Below are 21,513 nucleotides of genomic sequence, written 5' to 3' on the forward strand. Positions count from 1 at the left end.
GGGGCGGTGGTGGGGGCGACCTATCCCGAGCAGGTGGCCGAGATGCGCTCGGCCATGCCCCGCTCGCTCTTCCTCCTGCCCGGCCTGGGGGCCCAGGGCGGCCAACCCTTGCGGGGAGCGGGGCTGCTCAACTCGGCCAGCCGGGCGCTGTACTACCCAGGGGGGAAGCCGCGGCTCGAGGCCGCCGTGGCCCAGGCCGAGGCCTACCTGAGCGCGCTCAGCTCACCCACCCCGTCGCTTTGAAGCGCTCGAAGCCCCGCTGGGTGAGCTGGGATAGCTCCTCGAGCAAGGCCGGGTCCGCCGCCTTGAAGTTGAAGCAGGACTTGCCCTGCATGCGCTTGCGCAGGGCGGGGGAAATCTTCTCGAGCAACTCCGGGTGGTTGTAGAGAGGGATCAGGTGATAGCTGACGTAGTTTTTCTTGACCTGAACGCTGCCGAAGGCGAACTGGTAGCCGTCTGGGCGCTTGTGGTGGGTGTAGAGCGCGTATTCGCCTGGTTGGTCGCTTTTGACCTCGAGGTGGGGGGCGTAGGGCTCGAGGATGGCCTTTAGTCGCTCGAACAGCGCCTGAAAATCGCTCTGCCTGGGCATGCTCACCTCCGCTTCGGACTGGCTTGGTGTCCTGGGTGGCTTGAGGTCAGCTTATTACGCCAATAGCGAAATTTTAACTCACAATATGCTAACATTTATTCCATGGGTCTCCCCGACCACCCTCACCCCAGCATCGTCGGGCGCGGCGCGGCTTCCAACCCCTCCAACCGCTTCGAGCGGCTGCAGATCACCATTGACCCCCTCGACGATTACTTTGAGCCCCAGAGCCTCAAGCCGCAGACCCAGTATTTCAAGGACCATTCGCGCTCTATCCTCACCCGCAACGATTCTCCCGACATCGCCGCCAAGGTCAGCATCAACCCCTACCGCGGATGCGAGCATGGGTGCGTGTACTGCTTCGCCCGTCCCACACACGAATATCTCGGTTTTTCCCTTGGCCTGGACTTCGAGAGCAAGATCATGGTCAAGACCGACGCGCCCGATCTGCTGCGCAAGGAACTCGCACACCCGCGCTGGCAACCGCAGGTGGTGATGTTCAGCGGTGTGACCGATATTTACCAGCCCGTCGAGCGCCACCTGGGGCTCACCCGCCGCTGCCTCGAGGTCTTCCTCGACTTCCGCAACCCCGTGGGTATGGTCACCAAGAACTACCTCATCACCCGCGACCTCGACCTGCTCGAGGAGATGGCCCGCTACCGCTGCGTGTCGGTGGGCATCTCGCTCACCACCCTCGACGAGGAACTGCGCCGGCTGATGGAGCCGCGCACCTCGGCCCCCCAGCGCCGCCTGGCGGCCATCGAGGCCCTGGCTGCCGCCGGGGTCAATGTGGGGGTGATGACCGCGCCCATCATCCCCGGCCTCAACGACCACGAGATTCCGGCCCTGGTCAAGGCCGCGGCCAAAGCTGGGGCCAGGTGGGCCGCCTATACCATCGTGCACCTGCCCTACGGGCTTAAGGACCTCTTCACCGACTGGCTCTCCCGCCACTACCCCGAGCGCAAGGACAAGGTGCTCGAGCGCATCCGGGCCGTACGGGGCGGCCAGCTCAACGACCCCCGCTTCGGCTACCGCATGAGCGGGGAGGGCATCTTTGCCGATCAGATTCGCCAACTCTTCCGCGCCGCCTGCCGCCAGGCGGGGCTGCCGAAGCCCAGCTATCGCCTTTCCACCGAGCATTTCCGTGTGCCGGGGGTGTATCAGCCCAGGCTGTGGTGAATCCGACGCCCGCCCTTCGCTGAGGGCTGAGAGTCTCTCCGGCGGTTAGCATAGAGCCTGATGGACGTGCTTCAGATGTACCGTGAAACCGGAGCCCTGCACGAGGGCCATTTCCTGCTCAGGAGCGGGCGGCATTCGCCCATGTTCCTGCAATCGGTCACCCTGATGCAGCACCCGCTGTATGCCGAGGCCATCGGGGAGGCGATTGGCAAGCTGTTCGAGGACGTGGGGCTGGAGTTCGTGATCGGCCCGGCGATGGGCGGGGTGACGCTGGCCTTCGTGGTGGCGCGGGCTCTGGGGGTACGCTCGCTCTTCGCCGAGAAGGACGGCATGGGCGGGATGTACGTGCGCGAAGGGCTCACCATCCGCCCCGGCGAGCGCTTTCTGGCGGTCGAGGACGTGATCACCACGGGGGGCTCGGTGCAGCGGGCCATCCGGGCTGCCGAAGCCAAGGGGGGAGTGTGCGTGGGGGTTGGAGCCATCGTGGACCGCAGCGGCGGGAAGGCCGACTTCGGGGTGCCTTTCAGGGCTCTTACCGCCCTCGAGTTCCCCACCTATGATCCGAGTGACTGTCCGCTGTGCCGCCAGGGAGTACCCTTACGGGAGATATGACCGTGTCGAAGGCTCAATACCCAGCACAAAGCATTGAAGGTGCATTGCCGAGAGCCGGGCATCGCGGGCTGAGCAGCCTGCTCTCCCCGGCCCGTTGCGGCGCGCGGCTGTTTTTTGCCTTGCTCTTTACCCTCAGCCTTTGTTTTTCCCTGGCCCACGGCGAAGAGATCGAGGCCGCGAGGCAGGCGGTGCAGGAGTGGCAGGTTGGGAAGTACACCGTAGACCCCAGCCAGGCCCTCGGCAAGCCCACCGAGGAGTCGGTGCGCATCCTCGAGCGCTACATCGCCTTCCCGCCCCCGCCGCAAGGGCTCAAGGTCAACCTCGAGTCGCCCCTGGAGGAGGAGAGCACGCGGGGCAGCGTGGTGAGCTTTCCCGCCAGCGTGGGCGAGCAGACCGGCGAGGTGCGGGTGCTGCTGCAAAACGGTGAACCAACCCGCATCAGTTGGGTGCCCGCCGGAGGACAGCTGCCGCCGTGGATCGAGAGCCCGGTGGCCTGGGGGTTGTTCGTCTTGGTGTCGCTGGGCTGGGTGCTGGCCTTGCGGGGTGAGGGCATCCTGGCGCGGTGGTGGCGCGAGGGCTGGGCCCTGGTGCGCTCTCACGCCCGGCTGTACCTCACGCTCAACGCCGTGCTCTACGGGCTGTTCATCCTGGGCTCCCTGACGGCCTACGCCTCGCCCGAGATGGCGGGGTTGATGCAGCGGCTGGTGGGCGGTGCCCTCGAGCAGATCGGCCTCGGGGAGGGGGGCATAAGGGGCGGGGTGCTCGAGTTTGCCCTGCTGATCTTCTACTGGAACTTCACCCGCGGCCTGGTGCTCACCACCGCGATGCCGGGGCTGTTGCTGGGGGTTCCGGCCCTGCTCATCAACGCCTTGCGCTACTTCCTCTTCGGTTTTGCCCTGAGCCCGGCGCTTTTCCCCACCGTGGCCTTCCTGGCCCACGTTCCCACGCTGATCATCGAGTTGCAGGCCTACATCCTGGGCACTTTCGGGGGGATGGTGCTGGCAGGCAGGGTGCTGCGCGGTGAGGGCTTTCGTCCGGGGCTGCGGGCGGTGGGCTTGATGGTCTATCTGGGTGGCTTCTTCCTGCTCATAGGAGCTTGGTACGAAGCTTTGGAGATCGTGGTGCTTCTGGGACGATGAGCGATTCCCCCACCCTCTCCCCAGGTAAGGTCGCGGTGATTGGCGCAGGGGCCTGGGGCACGGCGGTTGCCCTGCTGATGGCGCAGAAGGGCCTCGAGGTGGCACTGTGGGCCCGCCGAAGGGAGCAGGCCGAGGCCATGCTGGCCATGCGGGAGAACCGGGAGTACTTGCCGGGGATCGCCCTGCCTGCCAACCTGCAGCCCACGTCCAGCGCCGCCGAAGCGCTCGAAGGCGCGGCTTTGGCGGTGGTGGCGGTGCCCTCGAGAGCCCTGGCCCAAACGCTCGCACCCATGCCCAGGGCCCCGGCCTACCTCTCGCTCACCAAGGGGCTGGCCTACACCGACGATGGCCTCACCCGCATGAGCCAGGTCATCGCTGCGGTGACGCGAGCGGAGCGTGTAGCCGCCCTCTCGGGCCCCAACCTGGCGGAGGAGATCGCCCGCTTTCAGCCCGCTGCCTCGGTGGTAGCCTCCTCCGACGCCGCACTGGCCCGGTGGGTGCAGAAGCTGCTTACCGGTCCCAGTTTTCGGGTCTACACCAGCAACGACATCGTGGGGGTGGAACTGGGCGGAGCCCTCAAGAACGTCATCGCCCTGGCGGCGGGCATGGTGGACGGCCTGCGCTTGGGCGACAACGCCAAGGCCTCACTCATGACCCGCGCCCTGCGCGAGATCGTGCGCTTTGGGGTAGCCCAGGGGGCGCAGAGCGAAACCTTTTACGGCCTCTCGGGCCTGGGTGACCTGATCGCTACTTGCACCAGCCTGCACTCGCGCAACCGCGGGGCCGGAGAGAAGATCGCCCGCGGGACCACACTGAGGGAACTCGAGGCTGGCAAACAGGTCGTCGAGGGCATCTACACCGTCAAGGCTTTGCACGAGTGGGGGCAGCGGTCGGGTGTGGAGATGCCCATCACCGAAGCGGTCTGGCGGGTGGTTTACCAGGGTGAGAAGCCGCTCGAGGTGCTCTCGGCGCTGATGGGACGGGAGGCCAAACCGGAGTGAGCGCATGGGTGGTGACGGGTATGGCTGAATTCCCCACTACACCGGACCATACGCGCTTTTGCGCTTTGCCTTTCGCTTCAACCCTTCAACTTTCTAATACGAAACTTTTTTCTTCGTTTTACTTTCATTAAGACGCCATAGCGATTGACAAACGAAACATACCGTGCTTACAATACCGCTGACCTGAGAGTTCAACGGTCGCCGCCGATGGTGGGAGAGCGTCCTGCGGCTAGCCAGCGATGGTTTGTGTCTGGTGCTGTTTTCCCTTATCCCGGCGGAGGAGGGGGTAGGTATGAAGAAATTGCTGTTGGGTGCGTTGTTGGTGATGGGGATGGGCCTGGCCATGGCCCAGCAGATTCGCATCGTCGTGGTATCCCACGGGCAGGCGGCTGACCCCTTCTGGTCGGTGGTCAAGAACGGAGTGGACCAGGCGGCCAAGGACATGAACGTGCGGGTGGAGTACCGCGCGCCCGAGACCTTCGACATGGTGCGCATGGCGCAACTCATCGACGCCGCGGTGGCCTCCAGGCCCAACGCGATCGTGGTTTCGATTCCTGACGCCAAAGCCCTGGAAAGGTCCATCACCGCCGCGGTGAAGGCGGGCATCCCGGTCGTTTCGATGAACTCTGGTTCCGATGTGGCTGAGAAACTGGGCGTGCTGGTTCACGTGGGACAGACCGAGTACGAAGCCGGTCTGGGGGCGGGCAAGCGCATGAAGGCAGCGGGCGTGAAGAACGCCATCTGCATCAACCAAGAAGTCGGTAACGTGGCGCTCGACCTTCGCTGCAAGGGCTTCTTCGATGGCCTGGGGACCAAGCCCAACGTGATCCCCGTCAAGATCGGTGATCCTACGGGCATCAAGAACGCAGTCGCCGCCGCTTTGCAGAAGGACCCCACCATTGACGGCGTTCTGACCCTTGGCCCTACGGCTGCTGAGCCCGTGTTGCAGGCCATTGAAGGCAAAAAATTGGTCTTTGGCACCTTCGACCTTTCGCCTGCGGTGCTCAAGGCGTTGAGCGAGAAGAAGATGGCTTTCGCCATCGACCAGCAGCAGTGGCTGCAGGGTTATTTGCCTATCGTGATCCTGGCCAACTACGTTCGCTACGGCCTGCTGCCGGCCAACAACGTCATCCTCACCGGGCCGGGCTTCGTCACCCCCGAGAACGCCGCCCAGGTGATCGACCTGAGCAAGAAGGGCATCCGCTAAGTCTCCCAGGATTGGAGGGCACTTGGTGGCAGAAGTCGCCAATGGCCGATGGCCACGTCAGGCACGTTAGCTCGAGGTGACCCGCAGGCACTTTAGAGCTTACGCCGGTTGGGCGGAGGTTCTGAAGCTGGGCGCTGTGCTCGAGGCTCTCAACGAGAACGGTTGGGAGCCTCGGTTTTCTAAAGAGTAAAGAGGATTTTGAGGGGGCGAAGACATGGCGGTGAGAACACAGGACGAGCGGCTGCGGCCTATAAGCCTCTGGCAGCGGTTATTGCTGCGCCCTGAGCTCGGCTCGATCGCGGGCCTTGTCGTGGTGTTCGGTTTTTTCGCGATTGCTGCGGGGGGTAGCGGTTTTCTGACCTGGGCCGGTACGCGCAACTACCTCGAGGTGGCCGCGCAACTGGGCATCCTGGCGGCGGCGGTGGCCCTGCTGATGATCGGGGGTGAGTTCGACCTTTCGGTGGGCTCGATGATCGGGGTGGCGGCGGTCATGATGGCCATTCTGAGCCATCCCGATTACGGCGGCTTGCCCATTTCCCTTTCCCTGGTGATCACCCTTGGCTTTGCCCTGCTGATCGGTTACTTCAACGGCTGGCTGGTGCTGCGCACCGGGCTGCCTTCGTTCATCGTGACCCTGGCGATGATGTTCATCCTCTCGGGCGCGAACATCGGCTTTACCAAGCTGATCACCAAGCTCACCATCGTCTCGGGGCTGGGGGACTCGCTGGCCAAGGACCCCTTGAGCTTCCTGTTCACCGGCGCGTTCCTGGGGCTTCCGGCGGCGGTGTGGTGGTGGCTGGGGGTGACGCTGGTGTTGAGCTGGGTGCTGCTGCGGACCCCCTTTGGCAACTGGATTTTCGGGGCCGGGGGCGACCCTACTGCCGCGCGCAACGTGGGGGTTCCGGTGCGCCGGGTGAAGATCACCCTCTTCATGCTCACGGCGGCGGCGGCGACTGTGGTGGCCGCGATCCAGGTGATGGGGCTGGGCTCGGCCAACGTGTTGCAGGGGATGGGGAAGGAACTCGAGGCCGTCGCAGCCTCGGTGATCGGCGGCTGCTTGCTGAGCGGGGGCTATGGCTCGGTGATCGGCGCGGGCATCGGGGCCTTGATCCTGGCGATCGTGCAGCAAGGGATCGTGTACACCAACATCGACCTCGACTGGTTCAAGGTGATGGTGGGGGGCATGATCCTGGGCGCGGTGATCCTGAACAACTACCTGCGCAAGCTCTCCATGCAGGTGCGGAGGTGAGGCCATGACGCCACTGATCGAGCTGCGCAAGGTGAGCAAGTACTTCGGGCCGGTGGTCTCGCTCAAGGACATCGACATGCGGGTGTACGCGGGCGAAGTCCACTGCCTGCTGGGCGACAACGGCGCGGGCAAGAGCACCCTGATCAAGGCCCTTTCGGGGGTGCACCAACCCTCGGAAGGCCAGATCTACATGGAGGGGCAGCCCGTGGTCTTCAACTCGCCTCGAGACGCCCTGGACAAAGGCATCGCCACGGTCTACCAGGACCTGGCCATGCTGCCGCTGATGAGCATCAGCCGCAACTTTTTCCTCGGGCGCGAGCCCAAAAAAAAGGTAGGCCCCTTCACCCTCTACGACGCCGCCTTTGCTGCTCAGGTGGCCCGCGAGGAGATGAAAAAAATCGGTATTGACATCCGCGACCCCGACCAGCCGGTGGGCACCCTGTCGGGGGGTGAGCGGCAGTCGGTGGCCATCGCCAGGGCGGTCTACTTCGGGGCCAAGGTGCTCATCCTCGACGAGCCTACCTCAGCCCTGGGGGTCAAGGAGTCGGCGGTGGTGCTCAAATACATCGTGCAGGCCAAGCTGCGCGGTTTGGGGGTGATCTTCATCACCCACAACGTCCATCACGCCTGGGCGGTGGGCGACACCTTTACGGTGCTGAACCGGGGCAGGAGCTACGGCACCTTCAAGAAGGAGGAAGCCACCCGTGAGCAACTCTTGCAGATGATGGCCGGGGGGGAGGAACTCGAGGCGCTGGCGGTGGAACTCGACCTCATCGCCAAGAAAGACCCCACCACTGCCGCCCAGATCGAGCACAAGGCGGCGGAGGAACTGCATAAGCCGAATTGAGGGCTGAAAGCTGTACGAACCCAGACCCTGTGATGACCTGGAGAACTTCATGAAGACCCTCAACATGGCCATGATCGGCGCGGGCCGGATGGGCCTGGCCCACGCCCGGGTGCTCTCGGGGCTGGCCGAGTGCCGGGTGGTGCGGGTGGTGGATACCCTAGCCCAGAACGCCGAGCGGGTAGCGGTGGAGCTGGGGGCCAAGGCTTCCACGCACCTCGAGGACGCCTTCCAGCCCGACGTAGACGCAGTCATCATCACCACTCCCACCCCCACCCATGCTGAGGTGGTGGAGGCCGCCGCGAGGGCGGGCAAGGCCATCTTCGTAGAAAAGCCCATCGCCGAGAGCCTGGAAGCCGGTCGGCGGGTGGTGGCGGCGGTGGAGCGAACCGGCGTGCCCTGTCAGGTGGGCTTCCAGCGCCGCTACGACCCGGCCTATGTGCGGGCCAAGGAGATGATCGAGCGGGGGGAATTGGGGAGGCTCGAGGGCATCCGGCTGGTGGGGCGCGACCCCTACCTTCCCAAGCTCGACTTCCTCAAGACCAGCGGTGGCCTGCTGGTGGACATGGGCATTCACGACCTGGACAGTGCCCGCTTCCTGGTGGGCGAGGTGGCCGAGGTCTACGCCGTCGGGGGCGCGCTGGCCGAGCCAGAGCTGAAGCAATACGGCCTGTTCGACACCGCCGTGGCCACCTTACGTTTCGAAAGCGGCGCGGTGGGGACGCTGGAGGTGGCCTTGCGCACCGCCTACGGTTATGACATCCGCTGCGAGGTGCTGGGGGAAAAGGGCCGCATCCACATCGAGCGTGACCGCCGCCCCGACCTGACGTTCTATGACGAGCGCGGGGGGAACTTCGACCGCCCCCGCAACTTCGAGCAACGCTTCCCCGAAGCCTACGCGGCTGAAATGGTGGCCTTCGCCCGCAACCTGCACGCGGGCAAGCCCCTGGAGCCTGGTGTGCGCGACGCCTGGTACTCGCTGCGGCTGGCCAAGGCGGCCCAGCACGCCCTCGAGACAGGGCAGGTGGTAGGGGTGAAAGAGTTTGGGGGGGAGTTGTGAGAAAGGCTGATGGCTAACAGCCCTCGACTTTTTTAGAGCTGCGACCTGAGACATGAGGCCAAAGGAGGTTCACATTTGAGCACCCAACGACTGACCGTGGCCCAGGCCCTCGTAAAGTTCCTGGCCGCCCAGCACTCCGAGCGAGATGGCCGGCGGATGCGCCTGATCGCGGGGGTGTGGGCCATATTCGGCCACGGCAACGTATCCGGCCTGGGGCAGGCCCTGGAAGAGTACGGCGACGAGGTGGGTCTGCCCACCTACCGCCCGCAGAACGAGCAGGCCATGGTGCATACGGCAGCGGCCTACGCCAAGCACACGAGCCGCATGAGCACCTTCGCCTGCACGGCTTCGGTGGGCCCCGGCTCACTCAACATGATCACCGCCGCGGCGGGCGCGACCATCAACCGCCTGCCGGTGCTGCTCTTGCCCTCGGACTACTTCGCCAACCGCCTGCCCGACCCCGTCCTGCAACAGCTCGAGCACCCCCTCGAGCACGACGTGAGCGTCAACGACGCCTTCCGCCCGGTGAGCCGTTTCTTCACCCGTATCACCCGGCCCTCTCAGCTCCTCAGCGCGCTGCCCGAGGCCATGCGCGTGCTCACCGACCCCGCCGAGACCGGAGCGGTCACCATCTGTCTGCCGGAGGACGTGCAGACCGAAGCTTACGACTGGCCCGAGGGCTTCTTCGCCCCCAGGGTGTGGCGCATCCGCCGCCCCGCGCCCGAGCCGGAAGTGGTGGGGCAGGTGGCTGAGCTCATCAAGGAGGCCAAGCGCCCGCTGATCGTGACCGGGGGCGGCACGCTCTACTCCGAAGCCCACGCCCAGCTCGCCGCTTTCGCCCAGACCTATGGCATTCCGGTGGCCGAGTCGCAGGGGGGCAAGGGGGCCTTGCCCTGGGATCACCCCATGTGCGTGGGCGCGGTGGGTTCGAACGGGGGAACCGCCGCCAACCGGTTGGCCAAAGAGGCCGATCTGGTCCTCGCCATCGGCACCCGGCTGGGCGACTTCGTCACCGCCTCCAAGACCGCCTTTCAGAACCCGCAGGTGAAGTTCGTCGGGGTGAACGTGCTCCCCTTCGACGCGGGCAAGCTGAATGGCCTGTCGCTGGTGGCCGATGCCCGGCGGGCCCTGGAAGCGCTCGACCAGGCCCTGAAGGGCTTCGTGGGCACTGCGCCCTCCTACCGCGAAGAGGTCGCCCGGCTCAAGAAGGAGTGGGACGAGTTGGTCCAGGGCTACCGCACGCCCAAGTCCGAGAAAAAGGAGATGGCTCAGGCCGAGGTCATCGGCCTGACCAACGAAACCTTCGGCGGCAAGGTCACCGTGATCTGCGCGGCGGGGAGCCTGCCGGGCGATTTGCTCAAGCTCTGGCGCTGCGAAGACCCCAAGGCCTATCACCTCGAGTACGGCTTCTCCTGCATGGGCTACGAGATTCCCGCCGGGCTGGGGGTGGCGATGGCCGAGCCGGGGCGCGAGGTGGTGGTCTTCGTGGGGGACGGCACCTACTTGATGATGAACTCGGAGATCGTCACGGCAGTGGCCGAGGGGCTGGGCTTCACGGTGATGCTGATTGACAACAAGGCCTTCGGTTCGATTCGTGGCCTGCAGATGTCGCTGGGCTCGCCTTCTTTCAACAACGAGCTGCGACGGCGCGACGATAGGACGGGCCGCACCGACGGGGCACCGCTCGAGGTGGACTTCGCCGCCCACGCCAGGGCCATGGGGGCCAGCGTGTGGAGCCCCAAAAACTACCGCGAGCTGGAAGAAGCCCTCAAACAGGCCCGCAAAGCCAGGGGCGTGAGGGTGATTGTGGTTCCGGTGAGCATAGACGACCGCGTTCCGGCCTTTGAGAGCTGGTGGGACGTGCCGGTGGCCGAGGTATCGGGCCAGCCGGAGGTCAGGAAGGCCCGCGAGGAGTACGAAGCCTACCTGAAGAAGCAGCGGCGCTATTTCTGAGGAGAAGCTAGATACCAAACGCTTATGACCTAAGCCCTTGGTGAAGGCGCCGGCACTCATGCGAAAGGAACACTGAACGATGGCAATCCGTTTTGGCAACGCACCGTGCAGTTGGGGCACCATCGAGGGGTGGGGGCAGGGCATCGGCTATAGCCAGATGCTCGACGAACTCAAGGCCTCCGGCTATGACGGGACCGAGCTGGGCGACTGGGGCTACATGCCCACCGACCCCGAGCGGTTGCGGCTCGAGCTCACCTCGCGCGGCCTGACCATGCTGGGGGCCTACGAGGGGGTCTACCTGCTCGAGCCCGCCCTGCATGCCGCAGGCGAGCAGCGGGTGCTGCGCACGGCCCGCCTGTTGAAGAGCGTGGCCGACGTGGGCGACGGCTGGAAGCCCTTCGTGGTGCTGGCCGACGAGCACAGCCGCGACAAGGTGCGCTTCGAGAACGCCGGGCGCGTCCGGCCTGAGATGAGCCTCAGCACCCAGCAGTGGAAGGTCTTCGCCTCGGGGGCGGAGCGCATCGCCAGGGCCGTCCACGACGAGACCGGCCTGCGCACGGTGTTCCACCACCACTGCGCGGGCTACGTCGAGGCCCCCTGGGAGATCGAAGCCTTCCTCGAGCACACCGACGGCACAATCATTGGGCTGGTGTTCGACACGGGCCACTACCTCTACGGGACAGGCGCCAACGAGCCCTCTGAAGTGCTGGAGGGCCTCGAGCGCTTCCGTGAACGAATCTGGTACGTCCACTACAAGGACTGCCACCCCGGTATCGCCGCCGAGGCCCGCGAGAAGGGCTGGAACTACAAGGAGGCTATCGGGCGGGGCGTGTTCTGCGAGCTGGGCAAGGGCCAGATCGACTTTGGCGCGGTGACCAGAAAGCTGACGTCGCTAGGCTACGATGGCTGGATTACGGTGGAGCAGGACGTGCTGCCCGGCATGGGCGAACCCAAGGAGAGCGCCAGGCGCAACCGCGACTACCTGCGGGCCGTGACCGGGATCTAAGGAGGTGGCGATGCTGCTGGACGCGCTGCAAGCACGCGAACTCTTCAAGCTGGCCCTGGAGCGGCGTTTTGCGGTACTGGCGGTCAACGTAGACAGCCCCGCCGCCATCACCGACTGCCTCGAGGCGGCCCGCCGGACGCAGGCTCCCATCATCCTCGAGGCCAGCCTGTGGCAACTCAACGGCCACAGCTTTGGAGCCGGGGATGCCCTCACCGGGATGGCCCGCTTCATTGCTCAACTCGCAGTGCTTGCCGCTTCCAAGCGCTATGGCAATGTCCCGGTGGTCTACCACACCGACCATATCAAAGGCCCCCAGACCCTGGAGATTCTGAGCGCTGCGATTCGGGGTCTGCCGGTAAAGTTCGGTGAGACCGAGGCGCGGCTGCGGGCTTCCACGCTTTCGCTGGACTCCTCCGAATTATCCGAGGCGGAAAATATCGCCACCATTAACCAGCTTTGCCAGGTCGCAGCCGAAACCGGGGTCGAGGTCACCCTCGAGATGGAAGCCGGAGTGGATGAGGGTCTGACCCCGCTCGAGGTCGCCGAGCGTCTGCTGGGCAGCGTCGAGCGCGAGCACCCCGGCAAGGTCTACCTGTGGGCACCGGGGGTGGGTACGCGGCATGGTCTGGGCGAGCAGAGCGCTTTTTCAGCCGATGCGGTAGCTCAACACCAGGCCTTTGCCTCTGAGCTCACCGGGCGGCCTATCGGCATCGTGCTGCATGGCTCGTCGGGCTTGAGCCAAGCCAGCTTGCAGGCGGCGGTACAGGCGGGGGTGTGTAAGGTTAACTGGTCGTCGGAAAGCCTTTTGGTGCGCTCGAGGGCCGCCCAGGAGTACTACGCCACCCATGCCGCCGAACTAGAGCCAGCTCACCCTCGCTGGAAGGCCGCTGCCATGGACGACGGGCTACAAAGCTACATTGCACAGCGCTATGTTCCGGTGGTAATGGAGCGCATCCGGCTCCTGGGCGGGTCGGGCATGGCGACGCTGCTGCTGGAACGCCTGGGGGTGTCGGCGTGAGCACGCACTATGACCTCATCACCATGGGCCGTTCCTCGATTGACCTTTATTCCAACGACGTCGGAGCGGCTTTCCCCGACATCACCTCCTTTGGGGCCTACATCGGTGGGAGCCCGCTCAACATCGCGGTTGGGGCCAGTCGTCTTGGGCTCAGGGCCGCGCTGCTGACGGCGGTGGGGGTGGACAAAATAGGGGAGTTCATCGTCGAGCGGCTCAAGCGCGAAAAAGTGGAGACCCGCTTTATCCCGCAAAAGCCCGGAACCCGCACCTCGGCGGTGGTGCTGGGCATCGAGCCTCCGGATAAATTCCCCATCACCTTCTACCGCGAGAACGCTGCCGATATCCAGCTTTCGATCGATGATGTGCTCAACACGCCCATTGGCCAGGCCAGAGCCGTGCAGCTTTCTGGCGTGGCCCTGGCCAAAGAGCCCAGCCGCAGCGCCACCTTTTTTGCCGCCGAACAGGCCAAGGCTGGGGGGGCCACGGTCTTTTTGGATCTCGACTTTCGAGCCGACGGCTGGCATGACCCCCGCGCCTACGGGGTGCAAATCCGCGCCTTATTGCCGATGGTGGACGTGGCCATCGGCACCGAGGAAGAGATCAACGCGGCCATGCTGCGCCGAGCCGAGGACATCACCATCCGCCACTCGCAGATCACCGCGCCGGAAATCCGGGGCGACGTAGAGGCCAACATCCGGGCGCTGCTGGGCAGGGGGGTGGAGGCCCTGGTGGTCAAACGCGGGGCCAGAGGAGCCGATGTGTACTTGCAGGATGGCCGCATCGTGAATGCTCCGGGTTTTAAGGTGGAAGTGCTCAGCGTGTTGGGTGCGGGGGATGCTTTTGCAGCGGGCTTTATCTATGGGCGTTTGCAGGGCTGGGACTGGTACCACAGCGCCCGCATGGGCAATGCCTGTGGGGCCATCGTGGTGACCCGCATCGGTTGCGCCGACTTCATGCCCTACCTCGATGAGGTGCTGGCTTTTATCGAGTCCAAGGGAGGGTTCTGATGTCCGGGCGTAAGTTGAGGCTCTGGTTGCGAAGCGCTGAGTGCTAGGGAGAACGAATATGTCAAAGAGCTTTGGAGTGGCTTTATTGGGTGCAGGACGAATGGGCATAGAGCATGCGCGTACCATGCTGGGCGTGGCCGAGGCCCGGGTGCTGGCGGTGGCCGACCCCAATACCCAAGCAGCGGAGGCGGCTCGTACCCTGCTGCGGGCAGAGAAGGTCTATGCCGAGCCTGAGGAGGCCATTCGCCATCCCGGCGTGGAGGCAGTGGTCATCGTCACGCCCACCGACACCCACGCCCGCTACATCGAGCTAGCGGCTCTGGCCGGCAAAGCCATCTTCTGCGAAAAACCCGTAGCCAAGGACCTGGGAGAGACCCGGCGGGTGCTCGAGGTCGTGAGGCGCAAAGGGGTGCCCTTCCAGATCGGCTTCCAGCGCCGCTACGACCCGCCCTATCAGCAGGCCAAGAGCAAGATCGAGGCGGGGGAGATCGGGCAGGTCGAGCAGTTTATCGCGGTGATGCGCGACCCCGCCCCGGCCCCCCTCGAGTACCTCAAGGGCTCCGGGGGCATCTTCATCGACCAGTCCATCCACGACATCGACTGCGCGCGCTTTTTGGTGGGGGAGGTGGAGGAGGTCCACGCCTGGGGCGCGGTCAGGGTGGACCCCCAGATCGGCGAGATCGGCGACGTGGACACCACCAACCTGAGCCTGCGCTTCACGAATGGCGCGCTGGGGGTCATCCAGAACTCGAGGCGGGCGGTGTATGGCTACGACGTGCGCACCGAGGTCTTCGGCTCAGGGGGCAAGCTGGTGATGGACGCTACCCCCAAGACCCCTCTGTGGCAGTACGGTAGCGGGGTCAAGGCCGACCACTACCACTTCTTCATGGACCGCTTCAAGGAAGCCTACCGGCTGGAACTCGAGGCCTTCTTCCGCTTCCTGAGCAGGGGGGAGACCCCCACTCCTGGAGCCAGGGACGCCCTCGAGTCCCTGCGCATCGCGCTGGCGGCGACCAGGAGCCTCAAAGAGGGGCGGGCGGTGCGGCTGGAGGAGGTCACATGAACTCGCCCCACCACCTCAGGCCCCGTTCGGGTGTGGGCAACCTCGTCGAGGTGAGCCCGGCTTCGGCGGGGTGGAAGTACCTCTCCTTCCAGGCCATCGCCCTTCCGGCGGGCTATACCCACGAGAGCCGTTCCGACGGTCGGGAGGTGGCCCTGGTGCCGCTGTCGGGTGCGATACAGGTCGAGGTCGGGACCCAGTCCTTCGAGCTAAAACGCAAGGATGTTTTTTCCGAGCTGCCTTCGGTCTTGTACCTGCCGCCACGCACCGAATACGTGGTCCAGGTGGTCACGGATGCCGAGTTTGCCCTGGGGAGCGCGCCCGCGGAGGGACGCTACCCCGTGCGGCTGTTCAGGCCCGAGGAAATCCGAGTGGAGATACGGGGGGGAGCCAACGCCACGCGCCAGGTGTCGCACATCCTGGGGCCACACCTTCCTGCCGAACGCCTGCTGCTCTACGAGGTCTACACGCCCTCGGGCTTCTGGTCGGGCTGGCCGCCGCACCGCCATGACGGACGCATGGGCTCGCTCTACATCGAGGAGACCTATTACTACAAGATCAGTCCCCAGACCGGCTGGGCCATTCACCGCAACTACAGCCCCGAAGACGGCCTGGACGAGCTTCTGCTGGCTAAGGACGGCGATCTGATCCTCGCGCCCAGGGGCTATCATCCGGTTGTGGCGCCGCCCGGGTCCAACGTCTACTACCTCAACTACATGGCCGGCGAAGCCCTCAACGAGCAGCGGGCCACGCCGCCCGTGGATGACCCCGATTGGGGCTGGATGCGAGAGGACTGGGCGGGGAAGCCGCTGAAACTTCCCGTCGGGGGCGGGTCGGAAGGGGAAGGGGGTAAGGGGTGAAGAGGTGAAAAGGCAAAAAGGTGAAAAGCCCGGCCGGTTACTCGCTTTTCACCTTTTTACCCGTTAACCTTTTCACCTGGGTCTTTATGAAAACCGAGGATCGGCGCAGGAAGATCATCGAGCTCCTGGAGCAGAAGGGTTCGGTTTTGGTGGAAGACCTGGCGGCTGAGTTCCAGGTCAGCCAGGTCACCATCCGCAAGGACCTGACGGAACTGGAAAGCCGCGGCCTGCTGCACCGTACCCACGGCGGGGCGACCTTCGCCCACAAGAGCCTGTTCAACCCCTCCTTCCGCGAGAAGGTCAACCTGCAACAAGCGGAGAAGCAGGCCATCGCCACGGCAGCCCTGGAGTACATTGAAGAGGGCGATTCCATCATTCTGGACGCGGGTACGACCAGCCTCACCCTGGCCCGATTCCTCAAGCACCGTTTCCGCTCGCTTTACATCATCACCAACTCGGTGCCCATCGCCCTCGAGCTCTCCGAGACCCGCTGGGAGGTGCTGCTCACGGGCGGCCAGGTGCGCCACCACAGCATGGCCCTCATCGGCCCGGCGGCGGTGCGCACCCTCGAGGTCTACCACGCCGACAAGGCCTTCATGTGCGCGACGGGAGTCTCGATCCACAAGGGCTACAGCACCCCCAACCCCTACGAGGCCCAGACCAAGCAGGCCATGATCCAGTCGGTGGACACAGCCTATGCCCTGATCGATTCCAGCAAGCTGGGGCGGGCGACTTTGGCCAGCTTCGCCGCGCTGGAGGAGATCGACCTGCTCATCACCGACGAGGGCGCGCCGAAGGATTTCTTGCAGCACCTCGAGCGCCAGGGGCTGAAGTACCGGATCGCCAAGCTCGAGCGCCTGCCCCTCAAACACGCGTCGAGGGCGGGCTGATTAGCCGTTCACGCTTTCCTTTTGCTTCTCGGCCAGGTAGAGCCAGGTCTCCAGCACGCTATCCGGGTTGAGCGAGATGCTCTCGATGCCTTGCTGCACCAGCCACTCGGCGAACTCGGGGTGGTCGGAGGGGCCCTGGCCGCAGATGCCGATGTACTTGCCCATCTTCTTAGCGGTCTGGATGGCCCTCGAGAGCAGGAACTTCACCGCCTCGTCTTGCTCGTCGAAGAGCTCGGCCACCAGCCCCGAGTCGCGGTCGAGAGCCAGGGTGAGCTGGGTGAGGTCGTTGGAGCCGATGGAGAAGCCGTCGAAGAGCTCCAGGAAGGCCTCGGCCAGGATGGCGTTGGAGGGCACCTCGCACATCATGATGAGCTTTAGACCGTTCTGGCCGCGCTCGAGATCGTCAGATGCGAGCCTGCTGCCGTCCCCAATAGCCGATGGACCGCTTACAGAACTTTGGCCGCGCTCGAGGCCGTGGGACTTCAGGACCTCGATCACCTGCCGCGCCTCACCCACGGTGCGCACGAAGGGGATCATGATCCATACGTTGGTCAGACCGAACTCGTCCCGTACTTCCTTGAGTGCCTGGCACTCGAGCGCGAAAGCTTCAGCAAAATCGGCGCTGCGGTAGCGCGAGGCGCCCCGGAAGCCGATCATGGGGTTTTCTTCCTTGGGTTCGTAGAGGGTGCCGCCCAGGAGGTGGGCGTACTCGTTGGACTTGAAGTCCGACAGCCGCACGATCACGGGGTGGGGCGCGAAGGCGGCGGCGATCATGGCCACGCCCTCGGCCAGCTTCTCGCGGAAGAAGTCGGCGGGGGAGGCGTAGCCGGCGGTGCGGCGCTCGATCTCGGCCTTGAGGGCGGGCTCGAGGCGCTCGAAGTCCAGCAGGGCCTTGGGGTGTATGCCGATGACGTTGTTGATGATGAACTCGAGTCGCGCCAGCCCCACCCCGGCGTTGGGGAGGTTGGCGAAGCTGAAGGCCCGCTCGGGGCTGGCGACGTTCATCATGATCTTGACCGGGATCTCGGGCATCTTGTCGAGCTCGATACGCTGGAGCTCGAACTTCGGCGCCCCGGCATAGACCCGCCCGGTGTCGCCCTCGGCGCAGGAGACCGTCACGGTGTGGCCGTCCTGCAGCACGCGGGTGGCGTCACCGGTGCCCACCACCGCCGGGATGCCCAGCTCTCTCGCCACGATGGCGGCGTGGCAGGTGCGCCCGCCCCGGTTGGTTACGATGGCCGCGGCTCGCTTCATCACCGGCTCCCAATCGGGGTCGGTCATGTCGGCCACCAGCACGTCACCCGGCTGCACGCGGTTCATCTCCTTCGGGGAGTTGATCACGCGCACGGTGCCCACCCCAATGCGCGAGCCCACCGCGCGGCCCGTGACCAGGATCTCGGCCCGCTCGGTCATGCTGAAGCGCTCGATGACCCGCCCACCGCGGCTTTGCACCGTCTCGGGCCTCGCCTGCAGGATGTAGATCTGTCCGTCCAGGCCGTCCTTAGCCCACTCGATATCCATGGGGCGGCCATAGTGCTCCTCGATTAAGAGGGCCTGGCGGGCCAGCTCGGTGACCTCGGCATCGGACAGCGAGAAGCGCCGCCGCTCCTCGGGGGAGGTCTCCACCGTCACCACGCCGCTTTCGCCGTAGACCATCTTCTGCAGCTTGCTGCCCAGGCTGCGCTGGAGAATGGCCCTGCGGCCCGCGCGCAACCCCGGCTTGTAGACGTAGAACTCATCGGGGTTGACCGCGCCCTGCACCAGCATCTCACCCAGGCCATAGCTCGAGGTGATGAAGATCGCCTCGCGGAAGCCCGACTCGGTGTCGAGGGTGAAGGCCACGCCGCTCGCACCCAAATCCGCGCGCACCATGCGCTGCACCCCAGCTGAAAGCGCCACCTCCTCGTGGGCAAAGCCGTGGTGGACGCGGTAGGCGATGGCCCGGTCGTTGTACAGCGAGGCGAAGACCTTCTTCACGTGCAGCAGGACGCTCTCCACACCCTTGACGTTGAGGAAGGTTTCCTGCTGACCGGCGAAGCTGGCCTCGGGCAGATCCTCGGCGGTGGCCGAAGAGCGCACCGCGACAGAAAAATCAGCGCCGGACTGGCGCTGAAGGCGAATATAGGCGTCTACGATGGCTACCTCGAGGTCTTTGGGTAGCTCGGCGGCCTCTACGGCAGCCCGAATCTGCGCGCCTACGCGGGCTAGTTCGTCCACATCGTCGATGTTCAGACCCCCCAGGGCTTTGCGGATGTACTCCTCGAGGTGGTTGTGGGCGAGGAATTCCCGGAAAGCCAGCGCGGTGGTGGCGAAGCCGCCCGGCACCCGCACCCCGGCCTGGGAGAGCTTGGCGATCATTTCCCCGATGGAGGCGTTCTTGCCCCCTACGTGCTCGAGGTCTTTCATGCTGAGCGTGTCGAACCAGCGAATGTAGGCCATGAGGTTCCTCCTGGGCTCCAGGGTGCAATAATCGGTAGTGTGTAAAAAGCCTGACTGGAGTTCTTGTGTACACCGTTACGGGGTTTGTAACAAAAACACCTACACCACCTGCTGGGGGAGTTGCGGCCCCCTTACATTGAAGCCATGGACCAGCCTTCTCGAGCGGTCTTCATCGTTTCCGACCACACCGGCCTGACCGCCGAGGCGGTGGCCCGTAGCCTGTTGGCCCATTTTGAGGGGGTGCGTTTCGAGTACTTAACGCGCCCCTTCACGGACACCGAGGCCGAGGTGCAGGCGGTGGTGGAGGAGATCAACGAGCGCTACCGGAGTGGGGGCGTGCGGCCCATCCTCTTCACCACCCTGACCAATCCCCGCCTGCTGGCGCAGCTCGAGACCGCCCCCGCGTTGTTCTTCGACCTGTTCACGCCCTATCTGGGCGTGCTCGAGGCCGAACTGGGCCAGCCCACCACCCCCAGGGTGGGTCGTTACCACAGCATCGGCGACGTGAGCGCCTACTTCACCCGCATCGACGCGGTGGACTTCGCCCTCACCACCGACGACGGGGTAGGCGAGAAGCACTACCAACTCGCCGACGTGATCCTCATCGGGGTTTCGCGGGCGGGCAAGACCCCCACCTGCCTCTTCCTGGGCTTGCAGTACGGCATCCGCGCCTCCAACTACCCCCTGGCCGAGGAGGACTTCGAGCGCCAGCGCCTGCCCGAGCCGCTGAGGCCCTACGCGAACAAGGTCTTCGGCCTGACCATCGACCCCCGGCGGCTACACCAGATCCGCACCCAGCGCAGGCCGGGGAGCGGCTACGCGGCTTTGGAGCGCTGTGAGTACGAGGTCAAGCGGGCCGAGCAACTTTTCCGGGCCAACGGTATCCGCTTCTTCGACACCACCGCGGCCTCCATCGAGGAGATCGCCACCGCCATCGTGCAGAGCGCTCACCTGACCCGGCGCATCGGGTAGGGGTTTTGTCGCCTCGCTGACGACAGAACCCCTACCCGACGGTGCTCGGCGTCAGCACCTGGCTTCGGTCTTGGCTGCCGGGTGGCGTGCTCTCCACCAGCGCAGGACGGTCTCGAGCCAGCCCATACGCCGACGAGCGCCCACCGCCAGGAGGGTTTCCTGGGTGTCGCGGGTGTTGCCGGTGGGCCCGCTGCCCTCGAGAGCATCCCGCATGGCCTGGCGGACGAAATTGGCGACGATGAAATGGTGGTTGAACATGGCTCCTCCTCCCGGATTCAGATGGGGACGTATCTGAATCGATTCATCTGAATCGTTTCAGTAGTATAGCATAGCGAGGATGGGTGTCAAGCCGGACAAGAAGGTCACGCTCAAGGACATCGCCCAGGCGCTGGGGGTGGCGACCTCCACGGTCTCCAATGCCTACAACCGCCCCGACCAACTCTCGCCTGAATTACGGGAGCGGATCTTCGAAACCGCTCGGCGGCTGGGCTATTCCGGCCCCGATCCGATGGCGCGGGGATTGCGGCGGGGCAGGGTAGGGGCCATCGGCGTAGTCTACCCGGATCGCCTGTCCTATGCCTTCACCGACCCGGTGGCCCCGCTGTTCATCCAGGGCATCGCCCTCGAGGCCGAGCAGGCGGGCTATGGCCTGCTGCTCGTGGGCAGCACGCCCCAGGAAGACAGCACTCTGGCCGCTACCGCCAGCGTGGACGGCTTCGTGGTGCAGTGCTTCGCCGACGGCGACCCCCTCTACCAGGCCGTGATCGGGCGCAGGTTGCCGACCGTGCTGGTGGACAACTTCAGCGACACCCCCGGCCTGCCCTGGGTTACCGTAGACGACGTCGGGGGAGCGCGAGCAGCCGCTGAGCACCTGATCGCTTTAGGACACCGCCGCCTGGGGATTGCTTCGCTGGAACTGACTCGCCAGAGCGTGGGCGGGATTTTGACCCTGGAGCAGCAGGCTGGGGCTTCCTACGGGCCGACCCGGGCGCGCCTGCAAGGCTACCGGGTGGCCGTCGAGGCTGCGGGGTTGTCGTGGGGGCGGGACGTGGTGGTGTATGAGTGTCCGGAGAACACGCTGGAAGAGGGCCGGAGGGCGGCTGAGGTCTTGCTGGGTCAGTCACCGCGCCCCACGGCCATTCTGGCCATGAGCGACCAACTGGCCCTGGGGGTGCTGGAGCACGCGGCCCGGCAGGGCACCGCGGTTCCCACCGGGCTTTCCGTGGTGGGCTTCGACGACGCGCCCATAGCGGCCCAGACCACCCCCAGCTTGACCACCGTGCGGCAGGACCACGTGGAGAAGGGGCGACGGGCCGGGCAGATGCTGCTGGCCCTGCTCGAGGGCAGGGAAGCCCTCGAGCCCGTGATCCTGCCCACCCGGCTGGTCGTGCGCGAGTCCAGCGGGCCGCCTCCTCGCTCCTGAGCAGGGGC

General features: G+C 65.3%; 20 protein-coding genes and 1 pseudogene. 18 read left to right on the forward strand and 3 right to left on the reverse strand.

Annotation, left to right across the window (positions count from 1 at the left end; genetic code table 11):
- A pseudogene (locus Mrose_RS01900) lies at nucleotides 1-243 on the forward strand (orotidine-5'-phosphate decarboxylase); the annotation flags it as partial.
- On the opposite strand, the gene Mrose_RS01905 reads toward Mrose_RS01900, so the two are convergent.
- Nucleotides 218-589, reverse strand: a complete 372-nt coding sequence (locus Mrose_RS01905; protein ID WP_119275742.1) for a hypothetical protein — start codon at nucleotides 587-589, stop codon at nucleotides 218-220. The pseudogene Mrose_RS01900 and the gene Mrose_RS01905 overlap by 26 nt on opposite strands.
- A gap of 102 nt (nucleotides 590-691) precedes the next feature.
- Between Mrose_RS01905 and Mrose_RS01910 the strand changes: the two genes are divergently transcribed.
- The 15 genes from Mrose_RS01910 (at nucleotide 692) to Mrose_RS01980 (ending at nucleotide 16,671) form a co-directional block, all read left to right on the forward strand.
- The gene (locus Mrose_RS01910) at nucleotides 692-1,765 is read left to right on the forward strand and encodes a PA0069 family radical SAM protein (RefSeq protein WP_119275743.1); all 1,074 of its coding nucleotides are present in this window, start codon (nucleotides 692-694) and stop codon (nucleotides 1,763-1,765) included.
- A gap of 60 nt (nucleotides 1,766-1,825) precedes the next feature.
- Complete coding sequence (pyrE, locus tag Mrose_RS01915) at nucleotides 1,826-2,377, forward strand: orotate phosphoribosyltransferase (protein WP_119275744.1); 552 nt, start codon at nucleotides 1,826-1,828, stop codon at nucleotides 2,375-2,377.
- A complete protein-coding gene (locus Mrose_RS01920) occupies nucleotides 2,374-3,516 on the forward strand; it encodes a stage II sporulation protein M (protein ID WP_119275745.1) in 1,143 nt (380 codons plus the stop codon). The genes pyrE and Mrose_RS01920 overlap by 4 nt, the downstream gene beginning before the upstream one ends.
- Nucleotides 3,513-4,517, forward strand: a complete 1,005-nt coding sequence (locus Mrose_RS01925; protein WP_119275746.1) for an NAD(P)H-dependent glycerol-3-phosphate dehydrogenase — start codon at nucleotides 3,513-3,515, stop codon at nucleotides 4,515-4,517. The genes Mrose_RS01920 and Mrose_RS01925 overlap by 4 nt, the downstream gene beginning before the upstream one ends.
- A gap of 292 nt (nucleotides 4,518-4,809) precedes the next feature.
- Nucleotides 4,810-5,724 (forward strand): sugar ABC transporter substrate-binding protein, encoded by a 915-nt coding sequence (locus Mrose_RS01930; RefSeq protein WP_119275747.1) that lies wholly within the window; start codon nucleotides 4,810-4,812, stop codon nucleotides 5,722-5,724.
- Nucleotides 5,725-5,938: 214 nt separating this feature from the next.
- The gene (locus tag Mrose_RS01935) at nucleotides 5,939-6,973 is read left to right on the forward strand and encodes an ABC transporter permease (protein ID WP_119275748.1); all 1,035 of its coding nucleotides are present in this window, start codon (nucleotides 5,939-5,941) and stop codon (nucleotides 6,971-6,973) included.
- A gap of 4 nt (nucleotides 6,974-6,977) precedes the next feature.
- Nucleotides 6,978-7,820 (forward strand): ATP-binding cassette domain-containing protein, encoded by an 843-nt coding sequence (locus tag Mrose_RS01940; RefSeq protein ID WP_119275749.1) that lies wholly within the window; start codon nucleotides 6,978-6,980, stop codon nucleotides 7,818-7,820.
- Nucleotides 7,821-7,869: 49 nt separating this feature from the next.
- A complete protein-coding gene (locus tag Mrose_RS01945) occupies nucleotides 7,870-8,877 on the forward strand; it encodes a Gfo/Idh/MocA family oxidoreductase (protein WP_243455031.1) in 1,008 nt (335 codons plus the stop codon).
- Between the two features lie 75 nt (nucleotides 8,878-8,952).
- Entirely contained in the window at nucleotides 8,953-10,830 is a 1,878-nt protein-coding gene (iolD, locus tag Mrose_RS01950) for a 3D-(3,5/4)-trihydroxycyclohexane-1,2-dione acylhydrolase (decyclizing) (protein ID WP_119275750.1), read from the forward strand.
- Between the two features lie 79 nt (nucleotides 10,831-10,909).
- A complete protein-coding gene (locus tag Mrose_RS01955) occupies nucleotides 10,910-11,836 on the forward strand; it encodes a TIM barrel protein (RefSeq protein ID WP_119275751.1) in 927 nt (308 codons plus the stop codon).
- A 10-nt stretch (nucleotides 11,837-11,846) separates the two neighbouring features.
- Nucleotides 11,847-12,854: a class II fructose-bisphosphate aldolase gene (locus tag Mrose_RS01960; protein WP_119275752.1), complete on the forward strand. Its 1,008-nt coding sequence runs from the start codon at nucleotides 11,847-11,849 to the stop codon at nucleotides 12,852-12,854.
- Complete coding sequence (gene iolC, locus Mrose_RS01965) at nucleotides 12,851-13,861, forward strand: 5-dehydro-2-deoxygluconokinase (RefSeq protein ID WP_245969455.1); 1,011 nt, start codon at nucleotides 12,851-12,853, stop codon at nucleotides 13,859-13,861. Before Mrose_RS01960 ends, iolC begins: the two co-directional genes overlap by 4 nt.
- A gap of 58 nt (nucleotides 13,862-13,919) precedes the next feature.
- Entirely contained in the window at nucleotides 13,920-14,924 is a 1,005-nt protein-coding gene (gene iolG, locus Mrose_RS01970; protein WP_119275753.1) for an inositol 2-dehydrogenase, read from the forward strand.
- Nucleotides 14,921-15,781 (forward strand): 5-deoxy-glucuronate isomerase, encoded by an 861-nt coding sequence (iolB, locus tag Mrose_RS01975; RefSeq protein WP_119275754.1) that lies wholly within the window; start codon nucleotides 14,921-14,923, stop codon nucleotides 15,779-15,781. The genes iolG and iolB overlap by 4 nt, the downstream gene beginning before the upstream one ends.
- A gap of 86 nt (nucleotides 15,782-15,867) precedes the next feature.
- Entirely contained in the window at nucleotides 15,868-16,671 is an 804-nt protein-coding gene (locus tag Mrose_RS01980) for a DeoR/GlpR family DNA-binding transcription regulator (protein WP_119275819.1), read from the forward strand.
- On the opposite strand, the gene ppsA is transcribed toward Mrose_RS01980, so the two are convergent.
- A complete protein-coding gene (gene ppsA / locus Mrose_RS01985) occupies nucleotides 16,672-19,110 on the reverse strand; it encodes a phosphoenolpyruvate synthase (protein ID WP_119275755.1) in 2,439 nt (812 codons plus the stop codon).
- 144 nt (nucleotides 19,111-19,254) lie between these two features.
- On the opposite strand from ppsA, the gene Mrose_RS01990 reads away from it, so the two are divergent.
- A complete protein-coding gene (locus Mrose_RS01990; RefSeq protein ID WP_119275756.1) occupies nucleotides 19,255-20,082 on the forward strand; it encodes a pyruvate, water dikinase regulatory protein in 828 nt (275 codons plus the stop codon).
- A 51-nt stretch (nucleotides 20,083-20,133) separates the two neighbouring features.
- Here Mrose_RS01990 and Mrose_RS01995 read toward each other — a convergent pair whose 3' ends face one another.
- Complete coding sequence (locus Mrose_RS01995; RefSeq protein ID WP_119275757.1) at nucleotides 20,134-20,340, reverse strand: hypothetical protein; 207 nt, start codon at nucleotides 20,338-20,340, stop codon at nucleotides 20,134-20,136.
- A gap of 79 nt (nucleotides 20,341-20,419) precedes the next feature.
- Here Mrose_RS01995 and Mrose_RS02000 point away from each other — a divergent pair, with 79 nt between their 5' ends.
- Nucleotides 20,420-21,505, forward strand: a complete 1,086-nt coding sequence (locus tag Mrose_RS02000; protein WP_119275758.1) for a LacI family DNA-binding transcriptional regulator — start codon at nucleotides 20,420-20,422, stop codon at nucleotides 21,503-21,505.
- Nucleotides 21,506-21,513: the final 8 nt, after the last annotated feature.

The sequence above is a fragment of the Calidithermus roseus genome (assembly GCF_003574095.1).
GTDB classification, from domain to species: Bacteria; Deinococcota; Deinococci; order Deinococcales; family Thermaceae; genus Calidithermus; species Calidithermus roseus.